This window comes from Sporacetigenium mesophilum DSM 16796 (genome assembly GCF_059569055.1).
In genome coordinates this window covers 167,699-185,578 of the sequence record NZ_JCANUR010000001.1, presented here as the reverse complement: position 1 = coordinate 185,578, position 17,880 = coordinate 167,699, and the positions used below count along the sequence as shown (strand labels likewise).

The following is a 17,880-nucleotide window of genomic DNA, read 5'->3' as shown; positions in this document are numbered from 1 at the left end:
TTGCTCTAGTTTGTCAGATGGAAATAATAATTTTCTATGTATAAAAATAAATTTTACTTTATAAACACTTTGTTGATTAATTATTTATATGTATATTATAATAAATATATGATTTGATGCAATGAACATTAATTTTTAAAACGTTTAGTATTCAACAATTTAGATAAAACTGTCTATTAAAATTTGTAAATATAATTAGAAAATGGGGAAATAAAAATGGCAAAGGTAATTAATGATAGAAGAACAATACGAACAAAAAAAATGATAAGAAATGCCTTATCAGAGTTAATTGAAGAAAAGGGATTTAACGATATTTCAGTTACTGACTTAACTAAAAGGGCAGATATAAATAGAGGAACTTTTTATCTACATTATACTGATAAATATGACTTATTAGAAAAAGTTGAAAATGAAGTCATACAAGAAATCCAAGAACAGACAAAGGATATTGATTCTATAAATTTATTGAATATAGACGCTCTAAACGAACCCCTCCCTTTTATGATAAAACTCTTTGAATATTTTAAAGAGAACTCTAATTTTATGAAGGCTATTTTAGGTCCAAAAGGTGATCCTATATTTCATAGTAAAATTAAAAAGTTTATAGAAACTAATTTATTTGAAAAGGGATTGTCTAAAACTTTTAACAAAGAAAACATGTTGGTACCAGAGGAATATTTTATTTCTTATGTACTTTCTGCACACTTAGGGGTAGTTCAACAATGGGTTGAAAGCGGTATGAAAAAATCTCCAAAGGATATGGCATCTATTTTAACAAAACTCTTTTTACTTGGCCCATTTGGAGTAATAGGATTAAAAAACAATAAAAAAACACCCTAAAATCAATTTAAATTTTAGAGTGTTAAAATATTCAAATTTAAGATTATTTAGTCCATCTTAATACTGGATTTCTTGCAGCCTTTACATCATCTACTCTTCTTACTAAAGTATTATGTGGTGCATTTTTCAGTAGTTCTGGACTTTCAAAAGCTTCTTTTGCGATATTTATCATAGCCTCTACAAAAGCATCAAGAGTTTCAATATTCTCGGTTTCAGTAGGCTCTATCATGATCGCACTATCAACAATTAATGGGAAGTATATAGTAGGAGGATGATATCCATAGTCTATAATTCTCTTTGCCACATCTAATGTTGTAACGTTATCACCGCGATTTTTTAGTCCAGCTAAAACAAACTCATGCTTACATACTCCATCTGCTGTCATATAATAGTCTTTAAGCTTTTCCTTCATATAATTAGCATTTAAAACTGCAGTTTCACTTGTCTTCTTAAGACCTTCTGCACCCATAGTAAGAATATAAGTATAAGCCCTTACAAGTACTCCAAAGTTTCCATAGAAATTTTTTATTTTTCCTATTGATTTAGGTTTATCGTAGTTTAATAAGTACTCATTGTCAACCTTTTCTATAATAGGTACAGGAAGATATGGTATCAACGCTTTTTTTACTCCTACAGGACCACTTCCTGGACCTCCCCCACCATGTGGAGTAGAAAATGTTTTATGAAGGTTTAAGTGAACAACATCAAATCCCATATCTCCTGGTCTTGTTATTCCCATTATGGCATTTGTGTTAGCTCCATCATAATATAGAAGTCCCCCTGCTCCGTGAACAAGGCCTGCTATTTCACTTATGTTAGTTTCAAATAAACCAAGAGTACTTGGATTAGTAAGCATAAGTCCGGCAATATCTTCACCTAAAACAGCTTTTAGATTTTCTAAATCAACATTTCCATATTCGTCAGATTTTATTTCAATAATGTCAAATCCTGCAACAGAAGCACTGGCAGGGTTAGTACCATGGGCAGAATCTGGAACTATTATTTTCTTTCTATTATAGTCTCCTCTACTTTCATGATAAGCTTTTATTATCATAAGCCCTGCAAGCTCACCATGTGATCCTGCTGCTGGTTGTAATGAAAATCCGTCCATTCCAACTATTTCTGAAAGCTTTTCTTCTAAATTGTACATAAGTTCAAGACATCCTTGAGCAGTATCTTCTGGTTGGTATGGATGAACACCTGTAAATTTAGGAAGTGAAGCCATATCTTCATTAATTTTGGGATTATATTTCATAGTACAAGAGCCAAGTGGATAAAAACCAGCATCTAAACCATAATTTTTATTTGATAATAAAGTATAATGTCTTACAACATCTACTTCACTAACCTCTGGTAGTTCCAAGGTTTTATTTCTAAGTAAATGCTCTGGAATTAATTCTTCATTGTACTCAGGTACATCGCACTTTGGAAGCCTATAGGCAGTTCTTCCTTCTTTTGATATTTCAAATATTAATTTATTATATTCCTTCATACTATCCCCTCCATCAATTTAACTAACTTATCTATTTCTTCTTTACTTCTCTTTTCCGTTACACAGAATAAAATAGAATTCTTTAATTGAGGATAGTCTTTTTCTAAGGAATATCCACCTAAAATACCTTCCTTTAAAAGCTTATCATTAACCTTATTTGTATCTTCCATAGCTTCTACTGCAAACTCTTTAAAAAATGGTTTGTTAAAAACAGATTTACATTTTCCTGATTTTATTAACTCGTTATAAGCATAGTGAGATTTTTGCATGCACTGCTTAGCTACTTCTCTAATACCATCTTTACCCATAACAGACATATAAACAGTAGCTGCAAGGGCATTTAATGCTTGATTTGAACATATATTTGATGTTGCCTTTTCTCTTCTTATGTGTTGTTCTCTAGCTTGAAGAGTCAAGACAAAGGCTCTATTTCCATCTAAATCCTCTGTTTGCCCTATCATTCTTCCTGGTAATTTTCTCATAAGCTTTGAAGATGAAGCCATAAATCCTAAATATGGACCTCCAAAATTCATAGCATTTCCTAAAGATTGCCCTTCCCCTACAGCAATATCTGCCCCGATTTCTCCCGGAGTTTTTAAAACACCTAATGATATTGGATCAACATTCATTACTAACAATGCCTTATTTGCATGTGTTATTTTTTCAACTTCAGTTAAATCCTCTACTACTCCAAAAAAGTTTGGATTTTGAACAATAACACAAGCAGTATTTTTATCTACTGATTTATTTAGGCTTTCTATATCTGTTTCTCCATCTCTAAAATCTACTTCTATAACTTCTCCACCATGGAATCTCATGTATGTTTCTAATACTTTTCTAGTTTCAGGATTTACAGTTTTAGAAACTACTACATTTTTTCTCTTTGTACTTGCCATAGAAACCATAGCTGCTTCAGCACATGCCGTAGCTCCATCGTACATAGAAGCGTTTGATACATCCATTCCTGTAAGTTCTGCAATCATTGTCTGATATTCAAAAATTACTTGAAGGGTACCTTGGCTTATTTCTGGTTGGTAAGGAGTATAAGCAGTGTAAAATTCTGATCGCGATGTAATATGCCTTACAACTGAAGGTATATAATGGTCATATGAACCTGCTCCAAGAAAACAAACTAAATCTTCATTATTTAGATTTTTATTTGAAATATCTTTTATTTCCTTGCTTACTTCAAGTTCTGACATTGGCCCATTAATATCTAGTCTTCTGTTTAATTTTACATTTTCAGGAATATCAATAAACAATTCTTCAACATTATTTATTCCAATACTTTCAAGCATCTTTTTTCGTTCTAAATCAGTATTAGGTATATAAGGAAACATATTATGCCTCCTTGCTACAAAACTCTTCGTAATCATTTGCTGATAATAAATCCTCTAGCTGAGATTTGTCTGATATTTCAACAACAATCATCCAATTTTTAAAAGCATCTTCATTTACCAGCTCAGGATTATCTTCTAAAGCTTCGTTTACTTCAACTACTACACCATCAATTGGAATAAATAAATCAGAAGCTGCCTTAACTGACTCTACAGCACCAAATGTATCATTAGCACTTAATTCTGTATCTAGTTCAGGTAATTCAACATAAACAATACTTCCCAGAGCATGTTGAGCAAAATCAGTAATTCCAATATAAGCTTTATCTCCATCTACCTTTACCCATTCGTGGTCCTTGCTATAAAGTAATCCTTCTAAAATTTTCATAATTAATCCCCCTATAGTTTATTCTTAATAAAAAATTTATTAATTTGTAACTTGCTTTATTCTTTATAATTTTTTTTGTAGAATTTCTTATTAATAACTTCAGCTTTTACAGGTTTATTTCTAATTAAAATATCTATTTCAGTTCCTAAATCAGCATACTTAGAATCTATAAGAGCTAGACCTATATTTTTTTTAAGAGTTGGTGAAAAATAACCAGTAGTTACAACTCCAATATTCTCACCATTAAATTCAACTGAGTAACCATGTCTTGGAATTCCTCTTCCCTTTAATTCAAAACCAACAAGCTTTCTATTTAACCCGTCATTCTTTTGTTTTATAAGAGCCTCTCTACCTATAAAGCTCTCTTTATTTAGTTTTACAAAATATCCTAATCCTGCTTCTAATGGCGTTATATCTTTTGATATCTCATTTCCATATAAAGGCAGAGCTACTTCAAATCTCAATGTATCTCTACAACCTAATCCCGCTGGCTTAATGCCATAAGGCTTTCCTGTCTCTAATATACTATCCCAAATTTTTTCAATGTACTGATTTTCAGTATAAATTTCAAATCCATCTTCCCCTGTATAACCTGTTCTTGAAACAAGGCATTTGACTCCATCAATTAATACATCTCTTTTGCAGTAAAAAAACTTTATTTCATCTAAATTAAAATCTGTTAAATTTTGAAGTATTTCTTGAGCTTTTGGTCCTTGAATTGCAACTTCAGAAACTTCACTAGAAATATTTACAACTTCAACTTCATAACTTTCTTTATTATTGATCATCCATTCAAAATCTTTTTCTATATTTCCAGCGTTAATAACTAAATAGTAATGATCTTCATCAAATTTATAAACCAAAAGATCATCAACTATTCCACCATCTTCATAACACATAAATGTATATATTACCTGGTTGTCTACAAGCAAACCTATGTCATTTGTAACTAAGTTTTGAACATATTTAAATGCATCTCTACCCTTTACTTCTACCTCTCCCATATGTGATACATCGAATAACCCAGCATTGTTTCTCACTGCTTCATGTTCTTCAATTATGCCCTCATACTGTACCGGCATAAGCCATCCAGCAAATTCTATAATCTTTCCCCCATACTTATTATGTGCATCATATAGTGTAGTTTTTTTTACATTATCCATTAATACACCCCCTTTATAAATTAAAAAGAGATATGAAAGCATAAGTAATATACGCCTTCATATCTCTGTATATTTACCTGAAAGCTTTGGTAAAACTTTTAAACTTACCTTTCTTCTTCGGCGCCCTAACGGGACTTTCCAGAGTATCATCAATTAACAGTCCCTTTGCCTGAAAGATTCTAAATTAATCGGCATTAATTTATTGCTTCTTCGGCTACCCTAATGGATATCTCCCGCTAATATCGTCTGATAATATTAAATTTTCTAAAATTTTCCTTTATGTTGTTATTATACTATAGTATTTACAAAAAAGTACCTTAATTAATATCTTAACAAGTGTAATATTAGCTACTTATAGATGCTATCTTTTAAGATAATAATATACTGTTGAATTCTAATAATATATCTGATAGTATTTAATAAAATAAATAATCAAGGGGGATAAATATGCTATTTATTGATAATAATCTCACAAATCCTAATTTTAATTTAGCAGCGGAGGAATACATATTAAAAAACTTTAATGAAGATGTTTTTATGTTATGGAGAAATGATCCTTCAATTATTGTGGGTAAAAATCAAAATACATTGTCAGAAATAAATTATGACTATGTTAAAGAAAAGTCTATACCTGTAGTTAGAAGGTTAACAGGGGGAGGAGCCGTATTTCACGACTTAGGAAATTTAAACTTTACTTTTATATCAACAGATGATGCTAAAAGCTTTAATAATTTTAGAAAGTTTACCCAGCCTATTATAGATATACTAAAAGAATTATCTGTAGACGCTGAATTTTCTGGAAGAAACGACTTAACCATATCAGGCAAGAAATTCTCAGGAAATGCTCAATGCAATTATAAAAACAAAGTTATGCATCATGGTACTTTATTATTTACTTCAGTAATAACAGATATCTCTTCTGCTCTAAAGGTAAAGCCATCTAAATTTGAAGGAAAAGGCGTAAAGTCAGTAGCAAGTAGGGTAACAAATATTAGTGAACATCTAAAAAGCCCTTTAACCATATTAGAATTTAAAGATATGATTATGAAACATATATCCCAAACAAATACTGATTATAAAATTTATAAATTCTCAGAAGATGATTTAAATAACATAAAAAAGTTATACGATGAAAAATACAATACTTGGGAGTGGAATTTTGGAAACTCACCTAAATACACCCTAATGAATGAATTAAAGTATGCAGGTGGAAATATAGAATTTTATTTAAATGTTGAAAAGGGAATAATAACTGATATTAAAGTATGCGGAGACTTTTTCGGAAAGTCTAATGTCTCTGATATTGAAACTTTACTAATAGGAACAAAACATAATGAGGAAGAAATAAAATCTATATTATCAAATATTGACATTGACGATTATATGGCTGGCGCTACAATAGAAGACATTGTTAATGGATTAATATAAAAATTAAAAAAGAGCCTTCATTTATATAATGTAGGGCTCTTTTTAAGTAATATCTAATCTTTTAATATCGCTAATGTCTATTTCCATTTTGGTACCTCTTCACATTCTTTACAAAGACATACTAGATTTGAATTTTCCTTATCATAAGCTACTGAAAATTCATTTTCCTTAACCTCATTACCACATAAAGAACATTTTGAACCTCTTGTTTCAGATTTTGCTATGCTGTTTACAAATGGCATAGTTATCACTCCTTTTTAATTTTTTAGTTTGTTACCATTTTTGGTTTAAGTTATTATATGACTATATAGCATTATGTTATACATAAATTTAAAATTTATTTACGACATTTCTCTCTCATTTTAAACAAAAATTCGCTTTGCTCATGTCGCCAACGGCCTTGAGAAGCAGGACCGTTGCTCAAAAAAGCCTTGTAAATTTTGTTAACAAGGCTTTTTAAACTTTATTTTAGTTTTCTATACAATATTCTATTACCTGGATTTTCGTCATCAATTTTAACATTTTCATATTCTCCATTTTGCACTTCATTTTTAAATCTACGGCCATCTATAGTATGTTCACTCATTGGTAAATCTTCACTTACAATATCTCTATACTCAAATGGATGTCCTGATGGAACTTTGTCTAATTTACTTTTATCTATATGGCTTTTATCTTGCATTTTTATTTCCTCCTTTTGTATTATTCATAAATTATTATCACCATATAAATAATTATTATTTGCTAGGAATATAATACTAATTACAACCACTATAACCACATTCTGGGCATAATGTACATCCACCTGTAGCAGTTATACCTTCAAATCCACATTCTGGACACTTAAATGGTATTTTTTCGTTATTATCGGCTGTCATAGTTAACTCTTCGACTTTTTCTTCAATAATTTCTTTTTTAGTTTTTTCATTTATAAGAACTCCGCTTCTCTGGCAACCATCTCTATATATAGTAACTCCCTTTAATCCGCTTTCCCATGCATTCATATATATATCATATACACTTTCAATAGGGAATTCATAAGGAATATTTATTGTAGATGATATAGATGCATCTATATATTTTTGCCAAGCATTTTGCATTTTTATTCTATCTTTATAATCCAAATTCATAGCTGTTGCAAATACATTAGGTAATTCATTTTCATCATTAATCCCATTAAAATCCATATATTCTTTAACTATAGGGGTATAAACTTTGTAATAAACTTCTTCATCATGCAAGCTCTCAGTTTTTCTTATATACGATAAATTAAAAATAGGCTCTATTCCTCCACTTATACCTAACATAGTAGATATAGATCCTGTAGGTGGTATAGTAAGTAGCTGTGAGTTTCTGATTCCATATCTTTTTACTAAAGCTTTTACTTTTGGATCTATGTTTCGAATAAAAAATGGGGAGTTAAATATAGCTTCTTCATTGTATTTTTCAAAAGGACCGAAATCTTTTGCAAGTAATGCAGATTGCTTAATGGCATTATTTAACATAGTATTAGCTATCTCTTCGCAAAGTTTTATAGATTCATCAGATCCATATCTCATATTTAGTTTTATAAGCATGTCCGCTATTCCCATAACCCCAAGGCCTATTTGTCTATACTTTGATACACTTATCCTTTGTTCTTCTAATGGATGTAGAGATAATCCCTCATCTAAAACTTCATTTAAAGCTATTACACATTCTTTTACACAAGATTTAAATTTATTAAAATCAAAACTTGCGCTTTTTGTATATGGTTGTACTATAAATTGTGATAAATTTATAGACCCTAATAAACAGCTACCTCCTGGTGGCAGAGGCTCTTCAGCACATGGATTAACACCTGCATAATAAAACTCCTTATCTTCACTCATTAAATGCCAATTATTTATTTTATCCCAAAACAATATACCTGGTTCTGCAAAATTCCAATTATTTTTAGTAAGCTTAATAAATAAATTATATGCATCAACTTTTTTAATTATTTTTTCTTTTGTTGATTCAACTATAAATGTACAACTATGTTCTTCTCTATTCTTAACACACTTCATAAATTCATCAGTTATTTTTACAGATATATTTGCTTTTGTTACTTTATTCAAGTCATTTTTTATATCTATAAATTCCTCTATATCAGGATGACTTACATCCATACTTAACATCAAAGCACCTCTACGGCCTTTTTGCCCTATAAGTCCTGTGACCATACTATATAAATCCATAAAGGATACTGATCCTGTAGTAGTTCTAGCTGCGTTATTTACCTTAGCACCTTTAGGTCTTAGCTTTGATATATCAAGCCCAGCTCCCCCACCATAACTAAATGTTCTAGCCAAACTTTTAGCAGTATCAAATATACTTTCAATATTGTCCTCTGGTGGACTTAATACATAGCAATTAGAATAGGTTACCTTTATGTCGTCTTTATAAAGACCCCTATTTGCAAGTATTCTACCTGCAAATAAAAACTTTTTCTGTCTTATTAATTTTTCTATACGGGTATTTCCTCCTGAGACACGATTTATCCACTCGTCAAAAGCTTCATTATTATATCTGTATTTATTGCTCCATATAGACTTTTGTAGATCATTCATATCCCAAGGCTTATTTCTCATGGCTGATCTTTTTTCTCTATACAATATATAGTATTTTGCTACATCTTTTCTATTAGATTCCATTAGTACAACTTCTACTAAGTCTTGTATTTCCTCCACACTGTATGTCCTATTATCATTTACTACTATATCTTTTACATATTCAGATATATATGCAGCCAGTTTTTCATCAGGTCCTTTTTCATTAGATAAAGTAGATTTATATACAGCATCGTATATTTTTATATGGTTAAATTTTTCTAAACTTCCGTCTCTTTTAGTTATATATTTCATATACTCACTCCTTAGTTTTTGCTATCTATATTTATATACCCAATTATTTGTATTTAAATATAAATTTTTTGCAAAATAAAAGAGCCTCAAGTCGAGACTCCCTTATTATGTAATTATGCAGTTTGTTTTTTCTTTACGAAGAATGACCCTACTATACCACCTACTATTGCTGGTACTAACCAGTTAAATCCAAGTGATGCTAGTGGTAAACTATTTACAAACGGAATTGATATTCCAAAGTCTTGTAAGACAGTTAATATAGCTATAACTAATGTTGTATAAGCAGCCCCCTTAACAACATTGTCGCTTTTTATTACATTTGAGAATATACTCGTTATTACAAGAACTACTGTTACAGGATAAACTATTGAAACTACCGGATTTGCAAATTGTATTATTTTATTAACTCCAAAGTTAGAAATTACACAACTAAATATACTTACGGCTATAACAACTGTTGAGTACTTAAGTTTTCCATTAGTAATATCTGTAAAGTAATCTGCTGTTGCAGCTGTCAAACCTATAGCTGTAGTTAAACATGCAAGTGTAACAATAATTCCAAGTAATATCTTACCTGGACCTCCTAATATGCTTTCAGTTATTGCGACAACTAAAGCTGTTTGAGATATATCCATGCCGTATTGAGTGGATACTTTTGCTCCTAAATATGTTAATCCTGCATATACAAGAATTAATCCTATTGAAGCTACAAGTCCTGCTAACATAGTTAATTTTATTTTTTCTTTTTCTTCAGTATATCCTCTACTAACAAGTGAAGCTAAAATTACAGATGCTAGAGCTGCTGCTATTAACGCATCTGCTGTTTGATATCCATGTCCAATTGAAGTTGAGAAAACATTATCTATCGTTGGATTTGGATTTATCTCACCTAAAGAAGGTGTCATTATACCTTTTATTATAAGAAATGCTATTGCAATTAAAAGTGCTGGTGTTAAAAATTGTCCTATTATATCAACAACCTTTGATGGTTTTATTGCTAATATTATAGTTAGTCCAAAGTATATTACTGAAAATAATATCGGATTAAATCCTGGCATATTAGGTAATATACCCATTTCAAATGTTGTTGCTCCTGTTCTTGGTATTACTAATAATGGACCAAGACATATTACCATAGCGATACCTAGTACTAAACTAAACTTCTTTCCAGATCTTTCTATAATGCCATTTAATGATCCCCCTGATTTTGCAGCTGCCAATACAGTTAGTAATGCTAGTCCTACATCTGCAATTATAAATGCGGTAAGACCAGTCATCCACTGTGATCCTGATGTAAGACCTATGTACGGCGGAAATATTAGATTACCAGCTCCAAAAAATGTTGCAAATAATGCAAATCCCACAACAATAATATCAATTACCTTTTTCTTCCCCCTAATTTCCATAATTCCCAAAACTCCCATCATTTTTAATTTTTATAATTTTACAACAGTTTATCTAATAATTAAAAAATTGTCAATGAATTATATAAAACGCAGAAAATATAATTTATTTATAATTTTCCAAAAATATTAACTATTGCAAAATTATCAACAATCACAATAATATATATAATTTTATCAAATTAATAAATATAAATTTAAACAACAAAAAGAATCTCAAAGTTGAGATTCTTTTTATTGTTTAATATTCTATTTATATACTATACAACTTGTTTTTTCTTACCAAAGAATGATCCTGCTATACCACCTACTATTGCTGGAACTATCCAGTTAAATCCAAGCGATGCTAGTGGTAAGCTATTTATAAATGGAACATTTACTCCAAATCCTTGTGCTACTGTTAATACACTTACAGCTAAAGTTACATATACTGATCCTTTGTAAACAGCGTCATTATTAATTACATTTGCGAATATACTCATTACTACAAGAACTATTAGTACAGGATAAAGTACTACAAGTATTGGTGCTGAAACTTTTATTATTGAGTTAACTCCAAAGTTAGCTACTACAGCACTGAATACACATATTCCTATAACTAAATGTTCATACTTAAGTTTTCCATTAGTTGCAGTTGAGAAGTAATCTGCAACTGCAGCTGTTAATCCTATAGAAGTTGTTAAACATGCAAGGCCAACTATAACTGCAAGTATTATCTTACCTGGTCCGCCTAGTATATGTTCTGTTATTATAACAACTAAAGTTGCTTGTGATATATCTTGAGGGTACATAGTAGATACAGTTGCACCTAAGTATGTTAATCCTCCGTAAACAAGAATTAATCCTACTCCTGCTACTAATGATGACATTAAAGTTAATTTTATCTTATCTGATTCTGAAGTATATCCTTTATTAACAAGCGATGTTATTATTACAGCTGCAAAAGCTGCTGCTCCTAATGCATCCAGTGTTTGATATCCTTGTGATATACCATTTGAGAAAACATTAGCTATCATTGGTTCTGTACTTATTTCACCTATAGGTGTTACTATACCTTTTATTACAAGAACTGCTAATGCTATTAAAAGTGCTGGTGTTAAAAATTGTCCTATGATATCTATAACCTTTGATGGTTTTATTGTTAATACTAATGTTAATGCAAAGAATATTACAGAGAATAGTATTGGGCTAAATCCTGGCATTGTAGGTAATATACCCATTTCAAATGTTGTTGCTCCTGTTCTAGGTATTGCTAGTAGTGGCCCTACACATATCATTATAGCTGCCCCGAAAATTGCACCTAAACGTTTTCCTCCCATATTCATTATGGCACTCATAGATCCACCTGCTTTAGCTGCTGCTAAAACTGTTATTAGTGCAAGTCCTACGTCTGCAATTATAAATCCAATAAATCCTGTTCCCCATTGATCTCCTGATGTAAGTCCTAAGAATGGTGGGAATATTAAGTTCCCTGCTCCGAAGAACATTGCAAATAATGCAAATCCTACAACTATAACATCCATAGTCTTTTTGTTCATAAATACACTCCCCTTCTAAAATTCAACAATTTTCTAAATATTATGCCTCTTATTGATATTTTAAATGTTTTAGTATATTCAGTCAATATAAAATTTTGAAAAATATAAAATTTTTTTAATATGATAAATATTTATTATATATAATAAAAAAAAGCCCCAAAATGGGACTCTTTTTTCATTATATAGATTGCTTATTTTTACCGAAGAAAGATCCTACTATACCACCTACTATAGCTGGAACTATCCAGTTAAATCCAAGTGATGCTAGTGGTAAACTATTTATAAATGGAACTGTCATTCCAAATCCTTGTGCAGTAGTTAATATAGATACAAACAATGTTATATAAGTTGCACCTTTAACAATAGCACTGTTTTTTATTACATTTGAGAATATACTCATTATTACAAGAACCATTGTTACTGGGTAAACTATAGTTAATATTGGAGCTGCAAATTGTATTATAACATTAACTCCAAAGTTAGATACTATAGCACTAAATACGCATATTCCTATAACTAAATGTTCGTATTTTAGTTTTCCATTAGTTACAGTTGTAAAGTAATCTGAAACTGCAGCTGTTAATCCTATAGAAGTTGTTAAACATGCTAATGCAACTATAATCCCAAGTATTACTTTACCTGGTCCTCCTAATATATGTTCTGTTATTGTAACAACCAAAGCTGCTTGTGATATATCAGTTCCATACATAGTAGATACAGTTGCTCCTAAGTATGCTAAACCACCATATACAAGTATTAATCCTATTGCAGCAACTCCTGATGACGCTAACGTTAATTTTAATTTTTCTTTTTCTCCTGTATAGCCTTTATTAACAAGTGATGTTATTATAACTGCTGCAAAAGCTGCTGCAGCTAATGCATCCATTGTTTGATATCCTTGTGCTATACCATTTGAGAATATATTATCTATCATTGGTTCTGGACTTATTTCACCAATTGGTGATATTATACCTTTTATTATAAGAACTGCTAATGCAATTAAAAGTGCTGGTGTTAAAAATTGTCCTATGATATCTATAACCTTTGATGGCTTTATTGTTAATACTAATGTTAATCCAAAGAATATTACTGAGAATAATATTGGGCTAAATCCTGGCATTACAGGTGCTATACCCATTTCAAATGTTGTTGCTCCTGTTCTAGGTATTGCTAATAGTGGCCCTATACATATCATTATAGCTGCTCCAAAGAATGCTCCTAGACGCTTTCCTCCAAGGTCTAATATAGCACTCATAGACCCTCCTGCTTTAGCTGCTGCAAATACAGTTATTAGTGCTAACCCAACATCTGCAATTACAAACCCTGTAAATCCTGTCATCCATTGAGTTCCTGCTGTAAGACCAAGGAATGGTGGGAATATTAAGTTACCTGCTCCAAAGAACATTGCAAATAATGCAAATCCTACAGTGATAACATCCATAGTTCTTTTGTTCATAAGTACACCTCTTTCTTTAAAATTACAATTTTCTAAATATTGATTGTTATAATACTATTTTAAAGTTTTCGCGAAATTTGTCAATACATACAGAAAAATCCCGAATAGTATTTATATTCTCAAAATTATTTATATATAGAAAAAAGACTAAATTCATTCTAGAATTTAGTCTTTCATATATATGTCTATTCTATACCAGATATCTTTAAGATTTTGATAATTCCTGTTTTAACTCATCTACACTAGATATTGCATATGCACCCATCATTAAAACTGTTGGGTATAAAAATGCAGCAAATAAATCTGTTCCTGCAAATTGATAAAAAATAGATACTCCTACAAAAGTCATAACAAGATCCAATTTTGCTACCAAAAGGTCGAAAAATCTATCTAGCATATGAAAGCCCCCCTTAATTTTTTTATTTATATAATCTATGCTGAATGAATTATTAAATTACATACATTTCATATTGATTATGTAAAATTTACGTTAAATATATGTTAAATAAATAAAAGCTGCTATTAATAGCAGCTTTTATTTATTGTCATTGTTGTTTAATTCTTCTTTTATATCTTGAGGTACCTCTAAAGTCATATTTCCTATTTTGCCTTCTCTAAATTCATTTAAAACAGTTGTAGCTATTCTTGTATAGTCTAACTCACGTCCACCTAAATAAAAACCTCTTTTTTTACCTATCATATCCATAGTTTCAATAGGTGTTTCTCCTAATTTTTCTAACTTATATCTTATTCTTAGCTTTTCAGGTTCTATTACCATAAGTTTTTCTATAAGCTTTAGAGCTAATGTTTCTACATCTAGAACTTCGTCCTTTATAGCTCTACTAAAAGCTAAATTTAGAGCTACATCTTGATCTTCAAATTTAGGCCATAATATACCTGGAGTGTCAAGAAGCTCTAAATTTCCTTTAAGTTTAACCCATTGCTTACCTTTAGTAACACCAGGTTTATCACCTGTTTGTGTACTTTTTCTACCAGTTAACTTATTTATTAACGAAGATTTACCTACATTTGGAACTCCAACTATCATTAATCTTATAGGTCTTTCTCTTCTCCCCTTATCCATTAATGCCTGCATTTTTTCTCTTGTCACATTTTTACATTCTTCTATTATTTTATTTACTCCTAATCCGTTTATGGTGTCTACTGGAATAGCTTTAATATTTAATTTGCTATAATATTCTACCCACTTTTTTAGTTTTTCCTTGTCTGCCATATCAGACTTATTCAAAACTACGACTCTTGGCTTCCCAGCTGTTAATGAATCGATATCGGGATTTCTACTGCTAAAAGGTATTCTCGCATCCAAAAGCTCTACAACTACATCTACTAATTTTAAATTGTCTCTCACTAGCTCCTTTGTCTTTTTCATATGACCAGGATACCAATTTATAATCATCTTATCGTTCATTAAATAATTTTCATCCATATTAATCACTTCTTTCATTTATATTTTTATATATAATTTCCAACATTATATATTTTTAAAATAAGTTAATAGTATTATACTCAAGTTTATCTGTTTAAAATTATGATTTACTTAAAAATAAAAGAGGACTGATTTTACCAGTCCCCTCTTTATAGCAAAGTAAATTATTTAGCTTGTTTAATTTTAGCAGCTTTACCTACTCTACCTCTTAAGTAGTTAAGTTTAGCTCTTCTTACCTTACCTTTTCTAGTTACTTCTATTCTTTCTAATTTTGGTGAGTGTACAGGGAATGTTCTTTCTACACCTACGTTGAAAGACATTTTTCTAACTGTGAAAGTTTCTCTTGCCCCTCCACCTTGTCTCTTTAATACAGTACCTTCGAATATTTGGATTCTTTCTCTTTTACCTTCAACTATTCTTACGTGTACTTTTACAGTGTCCCCAGGTCCAAAGTTAGGAACATCGCTTTTTAATTGAGCTTGCTCTAATGATCTTAATATTTCGTTCATTTTTTTTCCTCCTATGTCATAGACGTTCTTAATTACTCGACCAGTGTAAGAAGAGGAACGTCCGTTTTTCCAACAAGCATAATTATACTACATATGCTACTTAGTTACAATGTTTTTGATGTATTTTTTTTCTTTTTCAGTTAGATTAGCTTTTTTAATTAAATCAGGTCTTCTTTCTGCTGTTATATGTATTGACTCACTACGTCTCCACTCATCTATTTTCTTATGATTTCCTGACAATAATATATCAGGCACTTCCATATTCATAAATTCCCTAGGTCTAGTATAATGGGGATATTCTAATAAATTATCTTTAAATGACTCTTCTTCAAAGGATTCATCTTTATTTAAAACCCCTGTTATTAGCCTTGATATTGAATCTATAAGTATAAGTGCAGGTAATTCACCACCTGTTAAAACATAATCACCTACAGATATTTCATCTGTAACTATTAAATCTATTATCCTTTGATCTATTCCTTCGTAATGTCCACATAGTAATATAATATCTTCAGATTTACTCATTTCACTTGCAATAGTTTGGTTATGTACTTTCCCTTTTGGTGTTAAGTATATGACCTTAGGATCTTGTATACTAAATTTGTTAATTATATGTTTATAAGTATCGTATATTGGCTGTGGAGTCATTACCATCCCAGCTCCTCCACCAAAAGGATAGTCATCTGCTTTTTTATGCTTATTTTCAGAAAAATCCCTTATATTATAAATATTAACTTCTATTATGTTTTTTTCTACAGCCCTTTTCATTATACTTTCATTTATATAGGATTTAAATATATCTGGAAATAGCGTCATTATATGAAATCTCATTTAAACCATCCTTTACATTATGCTAATCTAACATGCCCTTTATAGGATTTATTATCATTTTTTTATTTTCTATATCTATAGTTGGAACAAATTCCATAACTGCAGGTATTAAATATTCTTTTCCTTCTTCATTTTTTACAACATATACATCATTTGCACTATATTGTAATACCTCTTTAAGAGTTCCAATGTATTCATCTTCAACTGTATATACATCCATTCCTATCATATCTGATATGAAAAATTCATCTTCATCTAATTCTCTAGCATTTTCACGAGGTACATATAAATACTTAGATCTTAGTTTTTCTACATCATCTGCATTATCTATACCTTTTATCTTTATTATTGCTAGTTGACCTTTGAATCTTACCTTTTCTATTTCATGTTTAGTATGGAAATCACCTTCCATATAAACCCAGTCTAATTCTTCAAATCTTTCAGGATAGTCAGTTAATGTATATACCCTCATATCTCCTTTTAATCCTTGTGTACTTACTATTTGGCCTACTTTAAAATATTCTATTTTTTCTTCCATATTATCACCTACTTATATTTTATATTTAATATTTTGTCCATATATATACCATTATTATACAGCAAAAAGGATTAGGTATATACCTAATCCTTATATTATTTCAACAGTAACTCTTTTTTGTTCTCTGTTAGCAGCAGATCTAACTACAGTTCTTATAGCCTTTGCTATTCTGCCTTGTTTGCCTATTACTTTACCCATGTCTTCTTGATCAACTCTTAGTTTAAGAATTATCTCATTATTATTTTCTATTTCTTCAACAGAAACAGCATCTGGGTTATCTACTAAAGCTCTAGCTATATTTAAAACTAGCTCTTTCATAATATTCAACTCCTAACGAGAACTACTCAGCTTTCTTAGAAGCTTCGAATTTCTCTATTATACCATTTTTAGAGAATAAAGACTTAACAGTGTCAGTTGGTTGAGCGCCTACTGCTAACCATTTAACAGCCTTTTCATCATTTATTTTTATTTGCTTTGGTTGAGAAACTGGATTGTAGAATCCTATTTCCTCTATGAACTTACCATCTCTTGGAGAACGAGAGTCTGCAACAACTATTCTATAGAAAGGTTTTTTATTAGATCCCATTCTTTTTAATCTTATTTTTACTGCCATTGTCATATACCT

19 protein-coding genes and 2 riboswitches are annotated in these 17,880 nt (G+C 30.3%); of the genes, 2 read left to right on the top strand and 17 right to left on the bottom strand.

All coding sequences use genetic code 11. The features are described from left to right. Positions 1-216 precede the first annotated feature (216 nt). A complete protein-coding gene (locus tag BS62_RS00925) occupies positions 217-840 on the top strand; it encodes a TetR/AcrR family transcriptional regulator (protein ID WP_496489356.1) in 624 nt (207 codons plus the stop codon). A gap of 43 nt (positions 841-883) precedes the next feature. Here BS62_RS00925 and gcvPB read toward each other — a convergent pair whose 3' ends face one another. Genes gcvPB through gcvT form a run of 4 tightly spaced genes read right to left on the bottom strand, consistent with a single transcriptional unit; the run spans position 884 to position 5,220 of the window. Further along, positions 884-2,332, bottom strand: a complete 1,449-nt coding sequence (gene gcvPB / locus BS62_RS00920) for an aminomethyl-transferring glycine dehydrogenase subunit GcvPB (protein WP_496489355.1) — start codon at positions 2,330-2,332, stop codon at positions 884-886. Next, positions 2,329-3,672: an aminomethyl-transferring glycine dehydrogenase subunit GcvPA gene (gene gcvPA / locus BS62_RS00915; RefSeq protein WP_496489354.1), complete on the bottom strand. Its 1,344-nt coding sequence runs from the start codon at positions 3,670-3,672 to the stop codon at positions 2,329-2,331. Before gcvPA ends, gcvPB begins: the two co-directional genes overlap by 4 nt. A gap of 1 nt (position 3,673) precedes the next feature. Further along, entirely contained in the window at positions 3,674-4,057 is a 384-nt protein-coding gene (gcvH, locus tag BS62_RS00910; protein WP_496489353.1) for a glycine cleavage system protein GcvH, read from the bottom strand. 56 nt (positions 4,058-4,113) lie between these two features. Then, complete coding sequence (gene gcvT, locus BS62_RS00905) at positions 4,114-5,220, bottom strand: glycine cleavage system aminomethyltransferase GcvT (RefSeq protein ID WP_496489352.1); 1,107 nt, start codon at positions 5,218-5,220, stop codon at positions 4,114-4,116. Positions 5,221-5,283: 63 nt separating this feature from the next. After that, a riboswitch (glycine riboswitch) is annotated at positions 5,284-5,364 on the bottom strand. A gap of 3 nt (positions 5,365-5,367) precedes the next feature. Continuing rightward, a riboswitch (glycine riboswitch) is annotated at positions 5,368-5,466 on the bottom strand. Between the two features lie 201 nt (positions 5,467-5,667). Here gcvT and lplA point away from each other — a divergent pair. Further along, on the top strand, positions 5,668-6,648 hold the full coding sequence (gene lplA / locus BS62_RS00900) for a lipoate--protein ligase (protein WP_496489351.1): 981 nt from the start codon (positions 5,668-5,670) through the stop codon (positions 6,646-6,648). A gap of 77 nt (positions 6,649-6,725) precedes the next feature. Here lplA and BS62_RS00895 read toward each other — a convergent pair whose 3' ends face one another. The 13 genes from BS62_RS00895 to rpsP all read right to left on the bottom strand — a co-directional run bounded on the left by BS62_RS00895 (position 6,726) and on the right by rpsP (position 17,868). Then, on the bottom strand, positions 6,726-6,890 hold the full coding sequence (locus BS62_RS00895; RefSeq protein WP_496489350.1) for a hypothetical protein: 165 nt from the start codon (positions 6,888-6,890) through the stop codon (positions 6,726-6,728). Between the two features lie 221 nt (positions 6,891-7,111). After that, positions 7,112-7,330, bottom strand: a complete 219-nt coding sequence (locus BS62_RS00890) for a DUF1413 domain-containing protein (protein WP_496489349.1) — start codon at positions 7,328-7,330, stop codon at positions 7,112-7,114. 76 nt (positions 7,331-7,406) lie between these two features. Then, complete coding sequence (locus tag BS62_RS00885; RefSeq protein WP_496489348.1) at positions 7,407-9,533, bottom strand: adenosylcobalamin-dependent ribonucleoside-diphosphate reductase; 2,127 nt, start codon at positions 9,531-9,533, stop codon at positions 7,407-7,409. A 113-nt stretch (positions 9,534-9,646) separates the two neighbouring features. Further along, the gene (brnQ, locus tag BS62_RS00880) at positions 9,647-10,939 is read right to left on the bottom strand and encodes a branched-chain amino acid transport system II carrier protein (protein WP_496489347.1); all 1,293 of its coding nucleotides are present in this window, start codon (positions 10,937-10,939) and stop codon (positions 9,647-9,649) included. A 257-nt stretch (positions 10,940-11,196) separates the two neighbouring features. Continuing rightward, positions 11,197-12,474 (bottom strand): branched-chain amino acid transport system II carrier protein, encoded by a 1,278-nt coding sequence (brnQ, locus tag BS62_RS00875; protein ID WP_496489346.1) that lies wholly within the window; start codon positions 12,472-12,474, stop codon positions 11,197-11,199. Between the two features lie 178 nt (positions 12,475-12,652). After that, on the bottom strand, positions 12,653-13,930 hold the full coding sequence (gene brnQ, locus BS62_RS00870) for a branched-chain amino acid transport system II carrier protein (RefSeq protein ID WP_496489345.1): 1,278 nt from the start codon (positions 13,928-13,930) through the stop codon (positions 12,653-12,655). Between the two features lie 205 nt (positions 13,931-14,135). Continuing rightward, positions 14,136-14,327, bottom strand: a complete 192-nt coding sequence (locus BS62_RS00865; RefSeq protein WP_496489344.1) for a hypothetical protein — start codon at positions 14,325-14,327, stop codon at positions 14,136-14,138. Positions 14,328-14,465: 138 nt separating this feature from the next. Further along, positions 14,466-15,377, bottom strand: coding sequence for a ribosome biogenesis GTPase YlqF (gene ylqF, locus BS62_RS00860; RefSeq protein WP_496489343.1), 912 nt, complete (start codon positions 15,375-15,377; stop codon positions 14,466-14,468). Positions 15,378-15,541: 164 nt separating this feature from the next. Continuing rightward, the gene (gene rplS / locus BS62_RS00855; RefSeq protein WP_496489342.1) at positions 15,542-15,886 is read right to left on the bottom strand and encodes a 50S ribosomal protein L19; all 345 of its coding nucleotides are present in this window, start codon (positions 15,884-15,886) and stop codon (positions 15,542-15,544) included. Positions 15,887-15,982: 96 nt separating this feature from the next. Further along, a complete protein-coding gene (gene trmD / locus BS62_RS00850) occupies positions 15,983-16,717 on the bottom strand; it encodes a tRNA (guanosine(37)-N1)-methyltransferase TrmD (RefSeq protein WP_496489341.1) in 735 nt (244 codons plus the stop codon). A gap of 22 nt (positions 16,718-16,739) precedes the next feature. Beyond that, on the bottom strand, positions 16,740-17,255 hold the full coding sequence (gene rimM / locus BS62_RS00845) for a ribosome maturation factor RimM (RefSeq protein WP_496489340.1): 516 nt from the start codon (positions 17,253-17,255) through the stop codon (positions 16,740-16,742). 90 nt (positions 17,256-17,345) lie between these two features. After that, the gene (locus BS62_RS00840; RefSeq protein ID WP_496489339.1) at positions 17,346-17,573 is read right to left on the bottom strand and encodes a KH domain-containing protein; all 228 of its coding nucleotides are present in this window, start codon (positions 17,571-17,573) and stop codon (positions 17,346-17,348) included. A 22-nt stretch (positions 17,574-17,595) separates the two neighbouring features. Continuing rightward, positions 17,596-17,868 (bottom strand): 30S ribosomal protein S16, encoded by a 273-nt coding sequence (gene rpsP, locus BS62_RS00835; protein WP_496489338.1) that lies wholly within the window; start codon positions 17,866-17,868, stop codon positions 17,596-17,598. Between the last annotated feature and the right edge of the window lie 12 nt (positions 17,869-17,880).

Bases quoted from the DNA above. Each gene is read 5' to 3' on its own strand.
- BS62_RS00925 (WP_496489356.1), top strand. From the start codon at position 217: ATGGCAAAGGTAATTAATGATAGAAGAACAATACGAACAAAAAAAATG.
- gcvPB (WP_496489355.1), bottom strand. From the start codon at position 2,332: ATGAAGGAATATAATAAATTAATATTTGAAATATCAAAAGAAGGAAGA.
- gcvPA (WP_496489354.1), bottom strand. From the start codon at position 3,672: ATGTTTCCTTATATACCTAATACTGATTTAGAACGAAAAAAGATGCTT.
- gcvH (WP_496489353.1), bottom strand. From the start codon at position 4,057: ATGAAAATTTTAGAAGGATTACTTTATAGCAAGGACCACGAATGGGTA.
- gcvT (WP_496489352.1), bottom strand. From the start codon at position 5,220: ATGGATAATGTAAAAAAAACTACACTATATGATGCACATAATAAGTAT.
- lplA (WP_496489351.1), top strand. From the start codon at position 5,668: ATGCTATTTATTGATAATAATCTCACAAATCCTAATTTTAATTTAGCA.
- BS62_RS00895 (WP_496489350.1), bottom strand. From the start codon at position 6,890: ATGCCATTTGTAAACAGCATAGCAAAATCTGAAACAAGAGGTTCAAAA.
- BS62_RS00890 (WP_496489349.1), bottom strand. From the start codon at position 7,330: ATGCAAGATAAAAGCCATATAGATAAAAGTAAATTAGACAAAGTTCCA.
- BS62_RS00885 (WP_496489348.1), bottom strand. From the start codon at position 9,533: ATGAAATATATAACTAAAAGAGACGGAAGTTTAGAAAAATTTAACCAT.
- brnQ (WP_496489347.1), bottom strand. From the start codon at position 10,939: ATGGAAATTAGGGGGAAGAAAAAGGTAATTGATATTATTGTTGTGGGA.
- brnQ (WP_496489346.1), bottom strand. From the start codon at position 12,474: ATGAACAAAAAGACTATGGATGTTATAGTTGTAGGATTTGCATTATTT.
- brnQ (WP_496489345.1), bottom strand. From the start codon at position 13,930: ATGAACAAAAGAACTATGGATGTTATCACTGTAGGATTTGCATTATTT.
- BS62_RS00865 (WP_496489344.1), bottom strand. From the start codon at position 14,327: ATGCTAGATAGATTTTTCGACCTTTTGGTAGCAAAATTGGATCTTGTT.
- ylqF (WP_496489343.1), bottom strand. From the start codon at position 15,377: ATGGATGAAAATTATTTAATGAACGATAAGATGATTATAAATTGGTAT.
- rplS (WP_496489342.1), bottom strand. From the start codon at position 15,886: ATGAACGAAATATTAAGATCATTAGAGCAAGCTCAATTAAAAAGCGAT.
- trmD (WP_496489341.1), bottom strand. From the start codon at position 16,717: ATGAGATTTCATATAATGACGCTATTTCCAGATATATTTAAATCCTAT.
- rimM (WP_496489340.1), bottom strand. From the start codon at position 17,255: ATGGAAGAAAAAATAGAATATTTTAAAGTAGGCCAAATAGTAAGTACA.
- BS62_RS00840 (WP_496489339.1), bottom strand. From the start codon at position 17,573: ATGAAAGAGCTAGTTTTAAATATAGCTAGAGCTTTAGTAGATAACCCA.
- rpsP (WP_496489338.1), bottom strand. From the start codon at position 17,868: ATGGCAGTAAAAATAAGATTAAAAAGAATGGGATCTAATAAAAAACCT.